At 49.6% G+C, this 17,604-nt stretch carries 14 protein-coding genes; 5 read left to right on the forward strand and 9 right to left on the reverse strand.

Going from position 1 to position 17,604, the window contains the following annotated elements; translation table 11 throughout:
* Positions 1 to 57: 57 nt before the first annotated feature.
* Complete coding sequence (locus SHEWANA3_RS04365) at positions 58 to 1,026, forward strand: sensor domain-containing diguanylate cyclase (protein ID WP_011715977.1); 969 nt, start codon at positions 58 to 60, stop codon at positions 1,024 to 1,026.
* Between the two features lie 98 nt (positions 1,027 to 1,124).
* On the opposite strand, the gene SHEWANA3_RS04370 is transcribed toward SHEWANA3_RS04365, so the two are convergent.
* Entirely contained in the window at positions 1,125 to 2,084 is a 960-nt protein-coding gene (locus SHEWANA3_RS04370; RefSeq protein WP_011715978.1) for a sodium-dependent bicarbonate transport family permease, read from the reverse strand.
* A 136-nt stretch (positions 2,085 to 2,220) separates the two neighbouring features.
* Between SHEWANA3_RS04370 and SHEWANA3_RS04375 the strand changes: the two genes are divergently transcribed.
* Together SHEWANA3_RS04375 and SHEWANA3_RS04380 are read left to right on the forward strand one after the other, a co-directional pair.
* Positions 2,221 to 3,198 (forward strand): LysR family transcriptional regulator, encoded by a 978-nt coding sequence (locus SHEWANA3_RS04375; RefSeq protein ID WP_041412939.1) that lies wholly within the window; start codon positions 2,221 to 2,223, stop codon positions 3,196 to 3,198.
* 75 nt (positions 3,199 to 3,273) lie between these two features.
* Positions 3,274 to 3,897: a LysE family translocator gene (locus SHEWANA3_RS04380; RefSeq protein WP_011715980.1), complete on the forward strand. Its 624-nt coding sequence runs from the start codon at positions 3,274 to 3,276 to the stop codon at positions 3,895 to 3,897.
* An 88-nt stretch (positions 3,898 to 3,985) separates the two neighbouring features.
* Here SHEWANA3_RS04380 and SHEWANA3_RS04385 read toward each other — a convergent pair whose 3' ends face one another.
* The 3 genes from SHEWANA3_RS04385 to zapE form a co-directional block, all read right to left on the reverse strand.
* The gene (locus SHEWANA3_RS04385) at positions 3,986 to 4,921 is read right to left on the reverse strand and encodes an NAD-dependent epimerase/dehydratase family protein (protein ID WP_011715981.1); all 936 of its coding nucleotides are present in this window, start codon (positions 4,919 to 4,921) and stop codon (positions 3,986 to 3,988) included.
* A gap of 236 nt (positions 4,922 to 5,157) precedes the next feature.
* Entirely contained in the window at positions 5,158 to 5,595 is a 438-nt protein-coding gene (locus SHEWANA3_RS04390) for a MerR family transcriptional regulator (protein WP_011715982.1), read from the reverse strand.
* Positions 5,596 to 5,644: 49 nt separating this feature from the next.
* A complete protein-coding gene (gene zapE / locus SHEWANA3_RS04395; RefSeq protein WP_011715983.1) occupies positions 5,645 to 6,847 on the reverse strand; it encodes a cell division protein ZapE in 1,203 nt (400 codons plus the stop codon).
* A gap of 229 nt (positions 6,848 to 7,076) precedes the next feature.
* On the opposite strand from zapE, the gene SHEWANA3_RS04400 reads away from it, so the two are divergent.
* Entirely contained in the window at positions 7,077 to 7,913 is an 837-nt protein-coding gene (locus SHEWANA3_RS04400) for a polymer-forming cytoskeletal protein (protein WP_011715984.1), read from the forward strand.
* A 3-nt stretch (positions 7,914 to 7,916) separates the two neighbouring features.
* Here the strand turns inward: SHEWANA3_RS04400 and SHEWANA3_RS04405 are convergent, their stop codons facing one another.
* The gene (locus tag SHEWANA3_RS04405) at positions 7,917 to 9,455 is read right to left on the reverse strand and encodes an insulinase family protein (RefSeq protein WP_011715985.1); all 1,539 of its coding nucleotides are present in this window, start codon (positions 9,453 to 9,455) and stop codon (positions 7,917 to 7,919) included.
* Positions 9,452 to 10,867, reverse strand: a complete 1,416-nt coding sequence (locus SHEWANA3_RS04410) for a pitrilysin family protein (RefSeq protein ID WP_011715986.1) — start codon at positions 10,865 to 10,867, stop codon at positions 9,452 to 9,454. Before SHEWANA3_RS04410 ends, SHEWANA3_RS04405 begins: the two co-directional genes overlap by 4 nt.
* A 161-nt stretch (positions 10,868 to 11,028) precedes the next feature.
* On the opposite strand from SHEWANA3_RS04410, the gene SHEWANA3_RS04415 reads away from it, so the two are divergent.
* Complete coding sequence (locus tag SHEWANA3_RS04415) at positions 11,029 to 11,856, forward strand: M14 family metallocarboxypeptidase (protein ID WP_011625330.1); 828 nt, start codon at positions 11,029 to 11,031, stop codon at positions 11,854 to 11,856.
* Between the two features lie 96 nt (positions 11,857 to 11,952).
* Here SHEWANA3_RS04415 and SHEWANA3_RS04420 read toward each other — a convergent pair whose 3' ends face one another.
* The 3 genes from SHEWANA3_RS04420 to SHEWANA3_RS04430 all read right to left on the reverse strand — a co-directional run bounded on the left by SHEWANA3_RS04420 (position 11,953) and on the right by SHEWANA3_RS04430 (position 17,073).
* On the reverse strand, positions 11,953 to 12,867 hold the full coding sequence (locus SHEWANA3_RS04420; protein WP_011715987.1) for a L,D-transpeptidase family protein: 915 nt from the start codon (positions 12,865 to 12,867) through the stop codon (positions 11,953 to 11,955).
* 171 nt (positions 12,868 to 13,038) lie between these two features.
* Positions 13,039 to 14,595, reverse strand: a complete 1,557-nt coding sequence (gene norR / locus SHEWANA3_RS04425) for a nitric oxide reductase transcriptional regulator NorR (protein ID WP_011715988.1) — start codon at positions 14,593 to 14,595, stop codon at positions 13,039 to 13,041.
* Positions 14,596 to 14,787: 192 nt separating this feature from the next.
* Positions 14,788 to 17,073 carry a nitric-oxide reductase large subunit gene (locus SHEWANA3_RS04430; RefSeq protein WP_011715989.1) on the reverse strand — a complete coding sequence of 762 codons (2,286 nt, stop codon included), beginning with the start codon at positions 17,071 to 17,073 and terminating at the stop codon, positions 14,788 to 14,790.
* Positions 17,074 to 17,604: the final 531 nt, after the last annotated feature.

Here is a 17,604-nt window from a genome sequence, read left to right on the forward strand (position 1 = left end):
TGTTCCACTCCTTGGGCTTAGACTAAGCTTGATTAAGAGCCGTTAGCGGAGCGTACTATGCAATTACCTCCAGTTCCTGAAAACGAGTTGCAGCGTTTAGCTACTCTAAGAGCGCTGAATGTACTCGATACCGATGCCGAAGAAAGATTCGATAGGATCACTCGATTGACTCGGCGGATCTTTTCACTGCCCATTTGTTTAGTGACCCTAGTCGATGCGAATCGCCAGTGGTTTAAATCTCGCCAAGGGATAGAAGTGGAGCAAACCCCTAGGGATATTTCCCTCTGCGCCCATGCGATTAATCATGATGGGATTTTCGTTGTGCATGATGCGCTAAAGGATCCACGCTTTTGTGATAATCCTTTAGTCACTGAGCCGCCCCATATTCGTTTTTATGTGGGTTACCCTCTTACCATCCAAGGGGAATATCGGGTCGGTACTCTGTGCTTAATCGGTAATGAACCGCGCGATTTTACCGAAGAAGATGCCGAAACCTTAACGGATCTCGGGCAAATGGTGGAGGCTGAGCTCTTGTCCATCGCGCAAAATACCTTAGACCCACTGACCATGATCTCCAATCGCCGAGGGTTTGAGTTGCTCGCCTATCAATCGCTGGCGAGTTGTCGTCGTACCGATGCTGAGGCTGCCTTAGTCTTTTTCGACCTCGACTTTTTTAAGGAGGTAAACGATAGCTTTGGTCACCGTAAGGGCGACCAATTGCTCTATGATTTTGCCCATATTTTGATGGCGGCCTTTAGGGAGTCCGATGTGATTGCACGGCTAGGCGGCGATGAGTTTGTGGTGCTATTAAGTTTTATCGAGCGCGATACAGTGAACTTTGCGATTGAGCGCTTTAAGCTGTTACTTGGCGAGTATAATCAACAACATTCAGAGCATCCCCTCGAAACCAGCATAGGCATAGCCCATTGGTCGCCAGCATCGGATATGAATCTGGATGATCTACTCGACGCGGCCGATCGAGCCATGTATCGAGATAAAGCGGTGCATCACTTGGATAAGCCTTAGTTAATCGGGTCGTAGACTCTGTGTTAATCAGATTTATAAGATAAACAGGTTTATAAGGTAAAAAGGGAGACTGTAGTCTCCCTTTTCATGGGTGAAAATTAAACGGTAATTTGTAACACCCAGTGTTGATACAAGGGCAAACCGATTAACACATTTACCGGGAAGGTAATCCCAAGCGATGCCAGCATAGCCAAACCGATATTGGCCTCGGGAATGGCGGCGCGGATAGCGGCAGGCGCTGCAATATAGGAGGCGCTAGCACTTAACGCCGCAAGCACTAAGATGCTGCCTTCGGGCAATTCCAACCATAAACCGACACCGATACCACACCATGCCAAGATAAATGGCGTTACGGCGGCAAACACTAACAGGCGCCATTGTTGCAGCGGTAGCGGTAAACAGACTTTCGCCGTGACTAAGCCCATCTCCAGTAAAAACAGAGCCAGTAGGGTTTTAAAGCCGCCGAGCAGCACAGGTGTGAGAGGAGCTAGTCCCGTCGGGCCATAGAGCCAACCTATCACGACACCACCTACCAGTAGCACGACGCCACGGCTGGTTAGCGCCTCGTGTAACACACTGGATTTATGGGCCGTTGGCGCGGCATCTTGCCCCGCCTGTTTTGAGCTTAAGTATCTGTGCAGCCAGAGCATAACTACAATCGCGGGCAGTTCGAGTAGCACTAGGTATAGGGTGGTTTCGGGTCTTAATGTCATCCCTGATTTTTCCACCATGGCGAGCACCACGGCAAAGGTGCCCGCGCTCACCGACCCATAATGGGCGGCGATACTGATGGCATCGGTTCGACCGAGTTGCACTAAGCGCGTCAGCACAGGGTAAAGCACTAAGGGGATGAGTAAACCTAAGGCGACCACAGCAACCAATTCGGTGATCACTAGGTTTTGGGTATGACCGTGCAGCGCCATGCCGCCCTTAAGCCCTAAGGTCAGCATTAACAAAATCGAGAGGGTTTCGTAGATGGCGGGGGGAACCTTAAGATCGGATTTAACTAAACCGGCGAGTAAACCTAAGGCGAAAAACGCAATGACAATATCTGGCATAAGTATCTCATTAATAACGACATCAACAGAATAATGCGCCGAGAAAGTTCTGCGGGCATCGATGGCTGGAGATTCTGAACCCAATTCGTTATATTGAAAAATAAATTGTTTGCTGATTAGGTATAGATAAATGTCTATGGGTAAGTCTTCCCAAGGCCAACTTAAACTTCGGCACTTAAGCTTTCGTTTGCTCGAGGTGTATGTACAGGTTGTCAGGCTTGGCAATATCTCGGCCGCTGCGCGCGCCTTGCATCTCACCCAGCCGACAGTTTCGCTACAACTGAAGAAATTGGCCGATATTTTGGGCGAGCCTCTATTGATAAGCGCAGAGGGGCGAATGCAGCCAACCTTAGTCGGGCAAGAGCTCTATCGGGTTGCCTGCGATACCTTGAGTCGTTTCGAAGACTTCGATGCCTTTATCCAACAGGCAAGGGGCGGCAGTGTGGGGCATATCAATATTGGTCTAGTGACCACGGCAAAATACGTGATGCCTCGGATTCTAGGGGCCTTCTATCGCCAATTTCCGCAGGTTAAAGTCACCTTAAATATTGGCAACCGTGCACATATTTTGGGGCGATTCGAGCGCCAAGAAGATGATTTATATCTCTTTAGTCATCCACCCAGTGGTGAGCATGTGTTATCGGCGCGGATCATTAAAAATCCGCTGCAACTAATAGCCCCTAAGGATCATTGGGCGGTTGAGCGCCAACACCTCAACTTTAATGAGTTGAAACAAGAGCGCTTTATCATGCGCGAGCCGGGCTCTGCCACACGGCTGATGTTTGAATCTTGGTGTAGTGCCCAAGGGATTGCCTTGAGCGACACTATGCAAATTGAGAGCAACGAGGCGATTCGTTTAAGCGTGGCGTCGGGCTTAGGCTTATCGGTGATCTCGGCCCACACGTTGCAGGAAGGGCGTGAAAAACCCGCAATATTGTCGGTGAAAGGATTTCCACTGGAGAGTAACTGGTATCTGGTGGGGCGCAGGGACAGGCGCTTACCCTATGCCGCTATGCAGTTGGTGTCGTTTATGGCGAGCCAACTTGCAGACTGTATTGAACCTGAATGGGTTGCTGCGGATATTCAGCAGTTAAGCCAGCGATTTAGTGGATGATACTCGTCTTGGCGCGGCAGTGAGGATAGGGTAGTTTAAGAAAATATGTCGGTGCCGATAATCAGGGGAATATAAATGGAGCTAGATTCGTTGCTGATGTTTGTGATTGCGTGCCTTTCAATCAATCTGATCCCTGGGCCCGATGTGGTCTACATCGTTTCGAACACTATGAAGGGTAAGATGGCCAGCGGTCTTAAAGCGGCGTTAGGATTAGGCGCAGGTTATTTTGTGCATACCTTGGCCGCTTGCTTAGGGCTCTCCGCCATTATCTTAAGTTCGGCCTTGGCCTTTAATATAGTGAAATGGCTCGGTGCGGCTTACTTATTGTATTTAGGTGTAAAAGCCCTGATATCCTGCTGGCAGGGCCAGAGCAGAATCGTGATTGGCGACAACGCCACGTCAAACACCAATGTGTTTTTACAGGGCATGGTGGTGAGTGTGTTAAATCCTAAGGTAGCGCTGTTTTTCCTATCATTTTTACCGCAATTTATCGACCCGACCTCGGGCGAGGTTGCCACGCAACTGTTAATCTTAGGTTTACTCTTCAGTGGCCTAGCAACCTTGGTCAACCTGCTATATGCCGCCTGTGGCAGTTGGCTATTTAATCGACCCGATTCACAGCGTTACGCTCGCGGACTTGAGGGCGTTTCCGGCGTGTTACTGGTCGGGCTTGCCGGAAAAGTCGCTATTAGCGACTGATAACCTAAGCGTCTGACTCTTACTCACTGCCAGTTAGTGAATGCATGAGATGGCGTCACACTTATCCACGATGCCATCGAGCATACGCTTAGATTAACTTGCGTTCCTTGGCGATTTCAGCCAGCCCTTGTTCAAAGCGAGTGACCTTAAAATCAGGGAAGCGAGCTTTAAATTTATCGGAAATAAACAGATTGTCGCAGCGATAACGGGGCAGCAATTCTCCCGCATCACGTATGGTGGGGTTGAATTTACCCGCGAGCCACAGTTGCCATTCTTTGACCACAGTATATCGCGCCGATACTTTAAAAATGTCGGCGGCAAGAGTAATAAATTCCTTATAGGTCAATCTATTGTCATCACAAGGTAAGTGCCATGTTTGTCCATAGGCATCAGGCGTATTCCCGAGTAAGGCCATGGCGCGGCTGGCATCTGGGGTGTAAATCAAACTGCGTTTCGTATCGTCACGTAAAAACACTTTGGCCTTTTTCCCTTGGGCGAGATTGTCGATAGCCGTGGTGTTGGTAATACTTTGGGTTTGGCCAGGGCCGTAAAATTCTGGCGCGCGGCAGATCATCGCCTCGAGTCGCCCGGCCTTCATCTCATCGAGTAATATTTGGGTAATGTCGCCCCTCACGCGGCCTTTGGCACCATTGGGCACAAAGGCTGCATCCTCGTGCTGCGGCTGCGCCGTTTGCGGATACATATAGGTATTATCGAAATACACCAGCTTGGCGCCGTGAGTCTTACAGGCCTGGATAACATTACCCATGATAACAGGCCATTGCTCGACCCAAAGCTGAGTATCCATTGGCAGTCCCGCCGTGAGATAAACGATGTCAGAGCCTTCCACCGCGGCTAAGGTTTGTGCTAAGTCGAGCAGGTTGGCGCTCTTTAACTCGTCCGTGGCATTCACTTTTTGCGGTTTACGGCTAACAAGGCGAATGTCACAGTCAAACTCGCGGTTAAGGCTAAGGGCTAGTTCTCTGCCGATTTGGCCATTGGCTCCGAGTATGGTTTGTCTCATGTTTTCTCCAAAGGGATGACTCGTTTGCCACTATCCTAAGGTTAAAGCTAAGTTTAAGGTCAATAGCCAATCTTTGAGTTTATTCGCTTGAGCTTAACCGCACCTAGTGATGCCATAAGAATAAAGAAGCTAGTTGGAATATGGTGACTCATTTAGGCTAAATCCACTGCCAGCAAAGTGGTGGCAAAAAGAGGGGGCCGTTATTGTCTTCGAAATGAGGCCCTTCGATGATGGGGTTATTTGGACTTTGGCTGCGATTGGGCGGGTAAAATATCCCAACCGAATTGAGACATCACCCGCTGCGCATTGGTTTGGCAGTCCATATCTTGGGGTTTAGCTTCAATTTCGGTTAAGACCTCCAATAACTTGGCTTTGTTGAGTGCGATTTTTCGCTCGATTTCTTCGAGATCGTTGACCTTTTGCCGCAGCGTATTGAGTAAATGCTGATGATCCCAGTTGGCCAGATCGGCTGGCAGTAATAACCGCAGTTCATCGAGGCTAAATCCCGCCTGTTGCCCCGTAGTGATCATCTCCAGCGCCATCACTGCCTCAGGCGGATAACTGCGATAACCATTCGCTTTACGTTTCACCGCTTTGAGTAAACCAATGCGTTCGTAGAATCGGATCCGCGACGCCGCAAGTCCGGTCTTTTGGGATAATTCACCAATATTCATCTTGATATCACTTTCTTGCTGATGTTAATCGTGCCCATTGCGGGACGCCTCATTCTACTCTTTGCTGGCTCATTTCAATGAGCCGACTATAGGTACGGCGAAACTCAAAACTGAGGGCGCCGCCTTGGTAGAGTTCGCTCAGTGGCACGTCGCAACTTAAATATAAGCTCACCCCTTGATCATATAACTCATCGATAAGGCTGATAAAACGCCGTGCGGGGTCGTCGTTAGCGGCGTAGGACAGTTGCCGCTCTCCCGTAGTGGCCGCTTGGTTGTCGCCTGTGCCATCTTCAGTGCCGCGGGCGCGGATCCAGCCTTTTACTTCGCCCCCAAGTCTGGGCACATTGCTTAGCATTAACACCTTAAATCGGCTCGCAATTTCAATATAGTCGAGTTGCGAGCGCGGGCCATCGCACAGGGCATGAAAATCAAACCAAGCGACCGATGGCAACTGGCCTTCAGCAGTGGCGCGCACGACGGGAATATCCCGCTGACAGATGCGCAGCGTGCTCGCTTCAAGCACGGGCGCGCCATGCGTCAGCGCCTTAAAAATGGCCTCGAAATCCACTGTGGCAGTCAGGCCAATATTCTTTGAGGTGGCGGCAATGGACTCTGCCGACGGTTCGTGATTCAAGGCGTGCAACCTGTGGTCTTGCTCGCCATTCAAATGCAGCATTTGGGTATGGGCTTGGAGCAGGGCAATGCAGGGTAAAAATCTGTGTCTGGCAAGACCATTCTCATATAAGCGTTCGATGGGAATGTTGGATGTGGCGACTAGCACCACCCCTTGGGCAAACAAGGTTTCAAACAAACCGGCGAGGATCATGGCATCCCCTATGTCTGATACAAAAAACTCATCGAAACAGAGTACCTTGCACTCCTGCGCTAAATTTTTTGCGATCAACTTAAGAGGATCGCGCTGCCCTGCATGTTCTTTTAAGGCTTGGTGTACCCGCGCCATAAAGCGATGAAAGTGCAGCCTGAGCTTTCCCTGTTGTGGCAGGGCATCGAAGAACAAATCCATAAGAAAGGTCTTACCCCGGCCGACATCGCCCCACAGATACAAGCCCTTGGGTGGCTGAGCATCTGTTTGGCCAATAATCTGCTGATACAGCTCATCTAAGGCGAGTACCGCCTGTGCTTGCGCGGGATCTTCAATCAGCTCGGCGCCGATCTTGGCTTGATAAATGGCCTGAGGTGATTGGGGAATAGTTGCAGTTGTGAGTGGGTTTAAGACCATGGAATTTGTCATCAATTGAGTCAGTGTTATCCCTTTGCGGCAGCAAGCTTGGGCTTATTTCGTGTGAGGTGCTAAGCCTAAGTCTGCTGAAAAACCTTGCCAGCCTAACACAGTTAATTAGCGGACTAAAATCTTACCTAAAACCGACTCAAGTTAAATATCAAAGGAATCCAATGCTTTATTCTTCAGGCATTTTCACTTAACATCTTTTTCACAAAAATAATGATATGGAATTAAACCTATGGGTAGCAAAGGTAATGGTGTCACTTTTATCAGTGCCTCCACCTCCATTGAGGGCGAGATGCAACTGGTGGGCACGGCATTAGTTGCGGGGAAATTAGCGGGGAATATCCGCTGCGCCGGACAGATTAAAATCGAGCTTGGTGGTGAAGTCTCGGGTGAGCTCAGCTGTGATGAACTGAAAGTCTGCGGAGTTTTTCGCGGCAAGGTGCGTTGTAATAAATTAGTGATTGTCAGCTCTGGCACGGTCGAGGGCGAAGTGCTTAGCCACCAATTAGAAATTTATGAGGGCGGGCAATTTATCGGTCAGCGCATTATCGGCCAAGAGTTGGAACATTTACCCGAGCTATTACAAACCTTAGCGCCAGAGGGCGCAGCTAAAAATACCAACACCGCTCAGACTAACGCCTTGTATGCTCGGGATAATCAGCCGGGTGCGCGCAAATGGTTGCCCTATGGCGCCGCCGCCGTTATTGTGCTGGTCAGTGTCATAACACCAGCAAAGTTAACTACTTGGCTAAGCACCCTTGGTCAACCAGCGGCCATTACAGCAAATACTGCGCAGGGCGATGCCCTGAATAGTGAAACTCTGCTGCAATCCCCCGTGAAAGATGACTCGCTCGCCAAGGATGGCGCTGTAGCAAGCGATAACGACACGCAAACGGCTTCAGCCATGGCATTGGATAGCCACGATGGCAGCAATCCAGAACACCCAAGCGAAGGGCATCCTAATATGGAGTCTGGCGCCGCAATGGAAGACTTAGCGCAAATGGAGCAAGGCCATGCCCAGATGTTACAACAGGGCACGGCGAGCGATGTACCTAGCGGTAAACTCTAAAAATTAATCGTTTACTTTGACCACCTCTAGCTGCCAGCCCGGCAGCTTATGGGTGAGGTCGGCCGTTATCCTATCGACATCCCCCCGTAAAATCACCAGAGGTTCGCCGCTAAAGGCTTGCTGGGTTAATTGCTGTAACTGAGCGGGCGTGAGGTCCTGCAGCTTAGCGTTCATCGCTTGGTTTGACTGGGGATCTAATCCCAACACGAGTTGATGAATAAACTGGGTTTCGCGCTGGCTGGGATTGTCTTGCGTTAACAGCGCTTCACCAATCAGATAGGTTTTGAGGGCTGCAATTTCCCCCTCGCTCGCGGGCGCTGAGGCCAGCAGGTTGAGATGATCTAAGATCCCCACCACAAAGGCGCCCGTGTGCTCTATCGCCGTACTGCCATAAAACTTGATGCTGGTGGTGAGCGGCGCATTAGCGCATTGACCGTAAATGCCATAGGTTAAGCCGCGCTGTTCACGCAAGTCGTAATAGAGTCGGCCCGAAAAGCTGCGTCCCAAGATGGCGGCTAAACTGCGGCAAGCGAGCGGTATATCTTGGACAGACAAGTGTTTATCGTCGAGGGCATAACCAATTCGTACCTGAGTTTGTACGCTGCCCGGCGCATCAATCAGATAGATAGTGTGGGACTGCTTTATCGACGAAGTCGCTCGATTAAGGGGTTTTGCTTTAGTTGATGCAGTGGGCAAGCTTAAGTTTGTGCCACTCGGCCACAGGGCGAGGCTTTGCTTTAAATCAAATTCGGCTTCTGCGGCCTCAGTTCCTTCTAAAAACAGGTGCCACTGTGCTTGGGCAAACGTGCGCTGCTGCAATTGCGACAGTTCACTTAAGGTGAGTGAGTCGTACAGTGCCTGATTATTGATGCTCTGATTATAGGGATGCGCCGCCCCGAGGAGTTTATCGCGCCAGACTTTATCAATTTCGGCACCACTAAAGGCATTCAAGTGCTTATTGAGTTTCAATTGGCGGCGGATATTGTCGATATCGACCGCTGCCACGGCATGTTCGCTAAACGCATCGGCTTGCCAAAACTGTATCAATAGGCGGTAGAGATGATTAACTGGCATGGGGCAGGCTAGGCTCAAATTGATACTGTGCAGGGTCACGCGAGTCTCGAAGGTTTCAAGGCAGGCATCGGGTTGGTTTAGCGCCAGACTAAGGGCTTTCTCCTGCAGGGCGAACTGTAAAATATCCGGATTTTCGAAGGGTTTGCTGGGGCTGATGGCGACAAGGCTCACCCTGTTACTCAGCCCTTGACTGCTTTGTACTCTGTGGAGCTGGTAGGGGAGTGTTAGGCCATCGGGAACAACATCGATAAACGCCGGTTCCGTGGGCAGGCGGATCAGCCCCACCTCTGGTAGCTGAGTTGGGGTATCGAAGCTTGCCAAACTGGGCGCTTGGGTGGCGGTAAAGTTCAGCTGGGTCTGTTGGCAGGCCATTAGCGTGATACCGATAAGACCAAGACTCATGGCTTTTAGGCCTTTAAGGATATTTTGCACTATTGCCAATCTAGTGAATGGAATCGTTTTTATCATAGTACCGCGTCCTCAAGGCTATCGCTCACACCCGATGGCAGCCACTCCAGCAATGTCTTTCCTACGCGGATATACCAAGGCGGTAACAGGTCAACCCTGACCATATCGGTGGTAAAGTATCGCGTGGCAACCCGTTGAATATCCTCTGCACTAACGGAGTTAATCCGTTGCCACTGGGCCGTTAAAGGATGCATTTGGTCTTGTTTCGCCGTGGCGGATAGCAGAGTGGCGAGCGATTGAGTGTTATCGAGCTGCGCTAACTGATTGTTCAGCCAAGTTTGTTTGAGTTGGCACAGTTCAGCGTCACTCAATGACGTCTGCTGCACTTTGGCAACCACGCCTAAAACCTTTTCCGTTAAGTCATCGAGGGAGGTTTTGGCCCTAGGCACTAAGACCAGATTGGTTATGCCATGATTTTCCAGTTCAAAGGGCAGTGAATAACTCAACATTTGCGCCGGGTCGTGCTGGCTGATTTGCGCTATGGCGCTGCGGGTATTTTGGAATAAATAGCCCTCGAGCAGGCGCATAGCGGCGGCGTCGGGATGATTTTTACCCACAGTATGCCAGGCGAGCAGTAAGCCAGGCCAAGGACCACGCTCATCAATAAGCTCTGCATGTATGGGCTTAGGCGTGATTTTTAGTTCATCAAATTCGGTTATGGGCTGATTAGGCGTGGGCCAAGCATTAAAGTGTTGTGCTATAAGCGACTTGATGTCGGAGGGTAGTTTGCCGACCAGAGATAACTGCATCGCATCGGGGCGATAATGGTCGCGGTGAAAGGCGGTTAAACGCTCGGGACTCGCCTCGGTAATATCCTCGCGGCTGCCAATAATGCCGTGGCCATAGGGCGTATCCTTAACCTGCTCTAGCAGAAACTCCATCGCACTGCGCACATAGGGCTGGTTATCTATGGTTTGCGCCATTTCTTGGAGCACGGTTTCCTGCTGATTTTTCACCGTAGTCTGGTTCAAATCGGGGCGAATAAAACGATCGCCCTCGAGGAACAGCCCTAAGTTAAGGGCTTGGCTGGGAAGAGTGACGTAATAATTGGTGTAATCGAAGTGGGTACTGGCGTTAAAACGCGCCCCAAGAGCACTTAACTGCTGGGCATAGCTGTCGCCGGGAGCCTGCTCGCTGCCCTTGAAGAGCATGTGCTCGAATAAGTGCGCATAGCCCGTTTGGCCCTTGGCCTCATTGCGCGCGCCGACATTAAACTGGCTGGCAATGCTCAAGGTATGCATATCCGCTTGCGGCAAGAGGTGTACCGTGAGGCCATTGGCCAAAGTGTAAGTCTCAATTTGCGATTCGAGTTGATACAGTCGCTCGGCGCCCGTTATCTGGCACTGCGCCTTAAGTGAAGGGCTAAGCAACGCGAGAACTAGGCCAAAATAACCGCTAAGGTATGGTCTCATTTAGCATCCTATCTAAATTACCCGCTGAAGGCTTTCATCCGTGTGGTTGGTAAGCAGGCTAACCCACTCGTCTGATTTCATCTAAATCAGTTGAATAGCATTCAGTTTTTTAAAAGAACTGCTATGATGGCACAGTTCTTTTTCTGGCATAAGTACAAGATATGGTAAGCAGATCTCCGTTCGAATCCTTTCAGTGGAAAAGCGATATTTTTAACTGTGAAAGCACTGATATCGATAATTTTTATCTACAGCTTGAGCAGGAAATGTCCCGTTTGGGGATGGTTGAGAAAAAACTCGGTGAAGTCGGCAAGTACAGCGTTAGTCTGTATCAATCTCCCGCCGCCAAATCTGGCTTACCTTCGTTATTGATCAGCGCAGGTTTTCACGGTGAAGAATCGGCAGGCCCTTGGGGCTTACTGCACTTTTTAAGTGAGGCATCGGCCGATTTGTTTGAACGGGTGAATTTGAGCATTTTGCCTCTGGTGAATCCAACAGGCTTTAAGCGTGGCCATCGATTTAACAAGTTTGGTGAAAACCCTAACCGTGGTTTCGTGTTTGAAAATGGTAAACCTAAGGCCAATGAAAGCACCTCGGTCGAAGGTAAACTGCTGTTAGACCATGCGCAGTTACTCATCGCGGCGAGCCGTGACGGTATTTTAACCTGCCATGAGGACGTGCTGAGCCGTGATGCTTATGTGTATTCCTTCGAGCCAAGCCAAGTACCGGGACGTTTTAGTATCGATTTACGCGATACCCTAGGCGGCTATTTCCCTATCGCAGAAGATGGTGAAATTGATGGTTGCCCGGTTAAAGATGGCCTCATTTTCAACCACTTCGATACCTCATTTGAGGCGTGTTTAGTGCGTAGCGGCGCGCGTGTTGGTGCCTGTACCGAAACGCCAGCACTGCAAAACTTTGACCAACGCGTCTTGGCAAATAGCGCGGCAATGACTCATTTCTTGGCCCTTTGCGCACCATTATGCGATTGATTGATAAGTCTTATTTCGATTGAAACAAAAATACCCGCCTAGGCGGGTATTTTTATGGGCGCAGCGGTATCAACCGCTGCTCTATTGATTCGCTTATTACTGATTAATAATCGTTGGCACGCCTGTACGCTCATCGAGCAGCTTTTTAATCACTGCTGAATCGGTATCGGCCTTAGCAATAAACTTGGCGATTTCTTTCGGTAAGGTCAGAGATACTGGCTCTGCTGATTCAAACTCGGCAATAGTGCGTGACAGTGGCTGGTGCACGGCTAAGTAGCGCTTACCATCTGGCTCTTCGGTCGCTTTAATCGGTTGGTTCACAAATTGTACTCGGGTACCCACTGGAACCGTTTTGAATAAGTGTTCAATGTCATCGTGGCGTAAACGCACGCAGCCTTGGCTGACACGTAAACCAATACCGAAGCTGGCGTTGGTACCATGGATGGCATACAAGTTACCAATGTAGAGCGCGTAGAGTCCCATTGGGTTATCGGGACCCGCTGGCCATACCGCAGGCAGAATTTCACCCCTTGCCGCATATTCTTTACGAATACGTGGTGTCGGTGTCCAAGTTGGGTTAGCGCGTTTACGTTGAACACTGGTGACCCAGTTTTCAGGGGTATCTTTACCAATCTGACCAATACCGATTGGCAGTACTTCAACTGTGTTCTTACCTTTTGGATAGTAATACAGGCGCATTTCGGCGACGTTGATGACAATGCCTTCACGCGGCGCATTTGGCAGAATGAGCTGTTGAGGAATTAATAGCTTGCTGCCTGGTGTTGGTAGGAAAGGATCCACGCCAGGGTTTGCTTCCAGCAAGTTGCTTAGACCGAGTTGGAATTTAGCGGCAATATCTTCGAGGGTGTGTTTACCCTCTGGCACTGTGTAATACAGGTTCTCGCCAACTAACCGACTCTTCGAAGACGGTAAAGGGTATTCCGTTGCTAAAGCGGAAAGACTCGGAAAAACCAGAGTCAATAATAAAGCTGTGGTGCGAAGCATACTCATAAGCGGATACTACGATTCCTGTTAATAAAATAACCTGTTTTACGCGGCTTTTTCTCCCCAAAACAGGGCGGCAAATTGTTGGGCAAAGTGCACTGGCGCGCGAAGCTCGCATCCTTCCTTATTTTGGCCATTATTTCAACTGAAATATGATCCGTACGGCGTATTTATCACTTATTTTAGCCTTAAGCGTTTTGCGAGGCGATGCAGATTGCCCGGGTCGAGTCCTAAGACTCTGGCCGAGGCGGCCCAATTGCCGTTTTGTGCCGTGAGCACTTGTTTAATGAAGTCACGCTGAAAGGCGTCGGTCGCTTGGGCTAAACTGGCTCCTTCCAACGGGCGAAGCTGCATATCGTTTACGCTTAAACTTGTCGATGCGTTTGTTTCTAAAGGACTTTGTTTAAACGGTAAATCAAAATGTTGTGGCGCTATGGTGCAGCAGCCATCCTGTGCCGAGACTCGCGCCAGTACGGTCGCCCTGTGAATGGCGTGCTCGAGCTCGCGCACATTGCCCGGCCAGGTATATTGATTGAGCAAGATTAAGCTACTGGGACTGAAATTAAGCTGTTTCATCCCAAGCTTTTGCCGATATCGCTCGGCAAAGAATCCGCTCAACAAGGTGATGTCCTGCTCGCGCTCGCGCAGTGGAGGCACCAGCAGGGGAAACACGCTCAACCTATGGTAAAGATCGGCCCTAAAACGGCCAGCCAGCACTTCCGTTTTCAGATCCTTATTGGTGGCAGCAATGATACGCACATCGACTTTAAGGCTGCGATCATCCCCCACTTTCTGAATGTCGCCATATTGTAAGACCCGCAGCAACTTGGCCTGAAGCGTGAGCGGAAGCTCGCCAATCTCATCGAGAAAGAGTGTGCCCTTATCGGCCATTTCAAACTTGCCACTGCGATGGCTGATGGCGCCGGTGAACGCGCCTTTGATATGGCCAAAGAGTTCGCTTTCGGCAACCGATTCAGGAAGCGCCGCGCAATTGAGATAGACCAAGGGTTTGTGAGATCTCGCGGATTTTTGATGGATTGACTGGGCGACTAATTCTTTGCCCGTTCCTGTCTCGCCTAAAATCAGTACGTTAAGGTCGCTATGGGCAACGACTTCAATCTCCCGATTCAAGCTTTGCATCTGGGACGAGTTACCGATGATTTCGGCATCGTGGTTAAGGTTCGGGCTCTTTTCCTGCACATGGCTTGAGTGGCTATTGAGTGCCATGCGCTCCAGTTTTTCAACCAGCAGGGCGTTGCTTAAGGATGCGGCGGCAATCGCACTTAAGCTGCGAAGTTCGGTATTACTGAATTGATCGAACTGCAGGGAATTAAAGGCATCGATGGTCACGGCACCGATAAGCTGTTCGTCGGCAAATAAGGGGAGTCCGATACAGGCATGAACCTTCAATGCCCCGGTTTGATTGGGGATCAAGCCATCGTAGGGATCGGCAAGTTCACTGTCGGCGGGAAAGCGCACTATATCCCCCGCACGGGCAATGGCTTCAAGCCTTGGATGCTCATTCAGGATAAAGCGTCTGCCGAGCACATCCTCGTTCAAACCGTCGATGGCCAGTGGGGTAAAATAGTGTCCATGGAAGGTGAGTAACGCCGCCGCATCACAGTGCAGGTTAGCTCTTACCGTGTCGAGCAAGCGTGAGAAGCGGTCCCTGTGGGCTAAACCAGAGGTGATGTCCAGTGCGATGCGGGTAAGGTCGGTTTGACTAAGGGCCATAAAAACTCCTGCAGCGAGGTTCCCCTGATTTATAGCATTGATTGTTATATTGACACAGGTTATTTAGACACTGCTAACCGTTATTGCGGTAAGGCTATAAAAGCGTGGTAAACGATAAACGGCGCAGGCCATCAAACTAAGCAACCAAGGTGCCTAAACGACACCTTGGTCAGACCGGATTAATCGTTGTGATTAGTGATTTGTTTGTAAGACTTCCTGTTGCACTTTGGCAGGTTTATTCAGGGTTTTTCTGATCAAATCGAGCAAGAAGGCGCCCATTAAGAGACCGCCGATGCTGAAGATGACATCCCCAAACATACGCATCCAAACCAGCTTTTCAACCAGTGGACTATGGATCACTTCTGGCGAGCGGGCGAACCAATATCCATGGTCGATGACGGCAAAAAACTGCGTAATCCCCACGGGCAATAACGACATAAACACCATAGCCGCTAGGCCAATGTTGAGGCTCCAGAAGGCGCCCTTAAGCATTTTGTCATTCCACTGCATATTGCCGGTGAGGCCCCGCAGACAGAAGAGCATCAAGCCCATGCCCAGCATACCGTACACGCCCATAAAGGCGGCGTGACCGTGGGTGGCCGTGGTGTTGAGTCCTTGAATATAGTAGAGCGAGATAGGTGGATTGATTAAGAAGCCCAGCATACCTGCACCGACTAAGTTCCAAAACGCGGTCGCCACAAAGAACATAATCGCCCAATGATAACGTTGCATCCAGCCACTGGCTTTGCGCAGACGGTAGGTTTCCATCGCTTCAAAACCAATAATGGCGAGGGGAACGACTTCTAAGGCGGAGAAGATGGCGCCCCAAGCGATCACTGAGGTGGGTGTGCCAGTAAAGTATAGGTGGTGTAGGGTGCCAATCAAACCACCGGTTAGGAAGATCACTGTCGTGAATAACACCGCACCGTTGGCACTGCGACCGCGGATTAAGCCTAAACGTACCAACATCAAGGCGATAACGGCGGTGGCAAAGGTTTCGAAGAAGCCCTCAACCCACAGGTGCACGACCCACCAACGCCAATATTCTGCAATCGCTAAGTTGGCGTGTTTGCCCATAAAGAGGCCAGCGCCATAGAACAAACCAATTGCCACGCAGGAGGCATAGAGTACCCAAATCACAGGGCGCATCTCGCCTTGCACTTTAAGGGCGGGTTTGATGGCGGCGGTGACTAGGGCCAGCCAAATCAATAATCCAACGAGGAGTAAGATTTGCCATACTCGGCCAAGATCTATGTACTCATATCCTTGATGACCAAAGAGGAAGTTCATGTCGAGGTCAAAATACTGCTGTACCCCAATCCATTCGCCCGCCATGGATCCAAGCACTACGACGACCAAGGCTACCCAGAGTACGTTAACGCCAAGACGTTGATATTTAGGCTCATAACCCGATAAGGCGGGAGCAATATAGAGCCCAGTGCCTAACCAGGCCGTGGCAATCCAAAATACCGCTAATTGAGTGTGCCAGGTACGAGTGACTGAGTAGGGCAGTATTTCTGAAATCGGTAAACCGTAAAACTCTTGACCTTCAACCGCATAGTGGGCCGTGATCCCGCCGAGTAAAATTTGCAGTAAAAACAAACCAATTGCCGTAATGAAGTATTTACCGACGGCTTTTTGTGAGGCGGTGGGTTTAGTGACAAACAGCGGATCTTGCTCCGAAGGCTTGGGTAGACTCTCATGCTTGCCACTCGCATGGTGCCAGATTAATCCGCCAATCCCCGCAATTAAGGTCACAATACTGAGTATTGACCAGACGATATTATCTGAGGTCGGTGTGTTGCCTAGTTGGGGATCGAAGGGCCAGTTATTAGTGTAGGTATAGGGGGCATCGGGGCGCTCGGTGATTGCCGCCCAAGCTCCCCAAAAGAGGAACGCATTGAGTTGTTCGCGGCGCGCTAGATCGGGCACAGTGCCTTCTTTCATGGCGTATTGTTCACGAAGGCTGCTGAGTTCTGGATCGCTCCCAAACAGGGATAAATAATGCTGCTCGACCTTATTTATCGCTTCGATACGAGTGTTAGACAAGCGAATAAGCACAGTGCCATCGGCCTGTGGCTCGACGCTGTTATGGCGTAAATCTTCCCTTAAGGCTTGCTCAAGCCCAGCTTTTTGTTGGGAGTTTAATTGGGCGAACGGCGTTTGATATTGCTGCTCGGCGCGAATATCGAGCCAAGCTTCGGCTTCTCTGTGTAACCAGTCGGCAGTCCAATCCGGGGCAACATAAGAGCCATGTCCCCAAACCGACCCCAGTTGATGGCCGCCCATGGAGCGCCAGACCAATTGACCTTGTTCGATATCATTTTCGTTAAACACAAGCTGACCATTTACATCGGTAAATGCAGTGGGGATCGGCGGTTTTTCCCTATAAATTTCACTGCCTATGCTCAGCAGCACAGTGAATGAAGCAATCAGCACTATTAACAGTGCGAAAGCGGTGAGTTTTTGTTTGCTCATAAGTCTCCTTGATGCAACGTCATTTTGATACGTTTCACCTGCTATTGCGTAATACGTGCCAAACATTTTTGTTGTTGAAAATAAAGAAGAATATAAATTTTACTCTATGCTTGATTGTCTTTTTGATACTGAATATTGATTGTTGATATGACAGTGATTGTCTTTATGACAGCTTTAGAGGCTTGTATGTCGATAACACAATGGAAAGGTGATTTTATCTATGCTTTCAAGTTATTGCAGAGTTTAACTGGACTTAAGCCGGCTTTTGTCGAATACAGCATATTTTTATATGGTTATCCTCGCGATTTTGGCGGTATAACGTGAGTTTATATGGAATGCTATTTTTAAATATATTGATAAATAAAGATTTTATCTTGTTTATGAGCTTGGGTTCATGTTCGGTAGGCGTTTGTGGTTGTACTGGTTTTTATGTAAAAGTTAGTCAAAATGGCCTTTTACTGAGGATTTGGATGTAGATGTTTGAAATTTAATATTTAAAACTCCATTAATTTGCATTTTTTATGCTAGTAT

The sequence above is a fragment of the Shewanella sp. ANA-3 genome, assembly GCF_000203935.1.
Classification (GTDB): Bacteria; Pseudomonadota; Gammaproteobacteria; order Enterobacterales; family Shewanellaceae; genus Shewanella.

Coding starts and splice junctions, on each gene's coding strand:
- SHEWANA3_RS04365 (WP_011715977.1), top strand. CDS start 58: ATGCAATTACCTCCAGTTCCTGAAAACGAGTTGCAGCGTTTAGCTACT.
- SHEWANA3_RS04370 (WP_011715978.1), bottom strand. CDS start 2,084: ATGCCAGATATTGTCATTGCGTTTTTCGCCTTAGGTTTACTCGCCGGT.
- SHEWANA3_RS04375 (WP_041412939.1), top strand. CDS start 2,221: ATGGGTAAGTCTTCCCAAGGCCAACTTAAACTTCGGCACTTAAGCTTT.
- SHEWANA3_RS04380 (WP_011715980.1), top strand. CDS start 3,274: ATGGAGCTAGATTCGTTGCTGATGTTTGTGATTGCGTGCCTTTCAATC.
- SHEWANA3_RS04385 (WP_011715981.1), bottom strand. CDS start 4,921: ATGAGACAAACCATACTCGGAGCCAATGGCCAAATCGGCAGAGAACTA.
- SHEWANA3_RS04390 (WP_011715982.1), bottom strand. CDS start 5,595: ATGAATATTGGTGAATTATCCCAAAAGACCGGACTTGCGGCGTCGCGG.
- zapE (WP_011715983.1), bottom strand. CDS start 6,847: ATGACAAATTCCATGGTCTTAAACCCACTCACAACTGCAACTATTCCC.
- SHEWANA3_RS04400 (WP_011715984.1), top strand. CDS start 7,077: ATGGGTAGCAAAGGTAATGGTGTCACTTTTATCAGTGCCTCCACCTCC.
- SHEWANA3_RS04405 (WP_011715985.1), bottom strand. CDS start 9,455: ATGATAAAAACGATTCCATTCACTAGATTGGCAATAGTGCAAAATATC.
- SHEWANA3_RS04410 (WP_011715986.1), bottom strand. CDS start 10,867: ATGAGACCATACCTTAGCGGTTATTTTGGCCTAGTTCTCGCGTTGCTT.
- SHEWANA3_RS04415 (WP_011625330.1), top strand. CDS start 11,029: ATGGTAAGCAGATCTCCGTTCGAATCCTTTCAGTGGAAAAGCGATATT.
- SHEWANA3_RS04420 (WP_011715987.1), bottom strand. CDS start 12,867: ATGAGTATGCTTCGCACCACAGCTTTATTATTGACTCTGGTTTTTCCG.
- norR (WP_011715988.1), bottom strand. CDS start 14,595: ATGGCCCTTAGTCAAACCGACCTTACCCGCATCGCACTGGACATCACC.
- SHEWANA3_RS04430 (WP_011715989.1), bottom strand. CDS start 17,073: ATGAGCAAACAAAAACTCACCGCTTTCGCACTGTTAATAGTGCTGATT.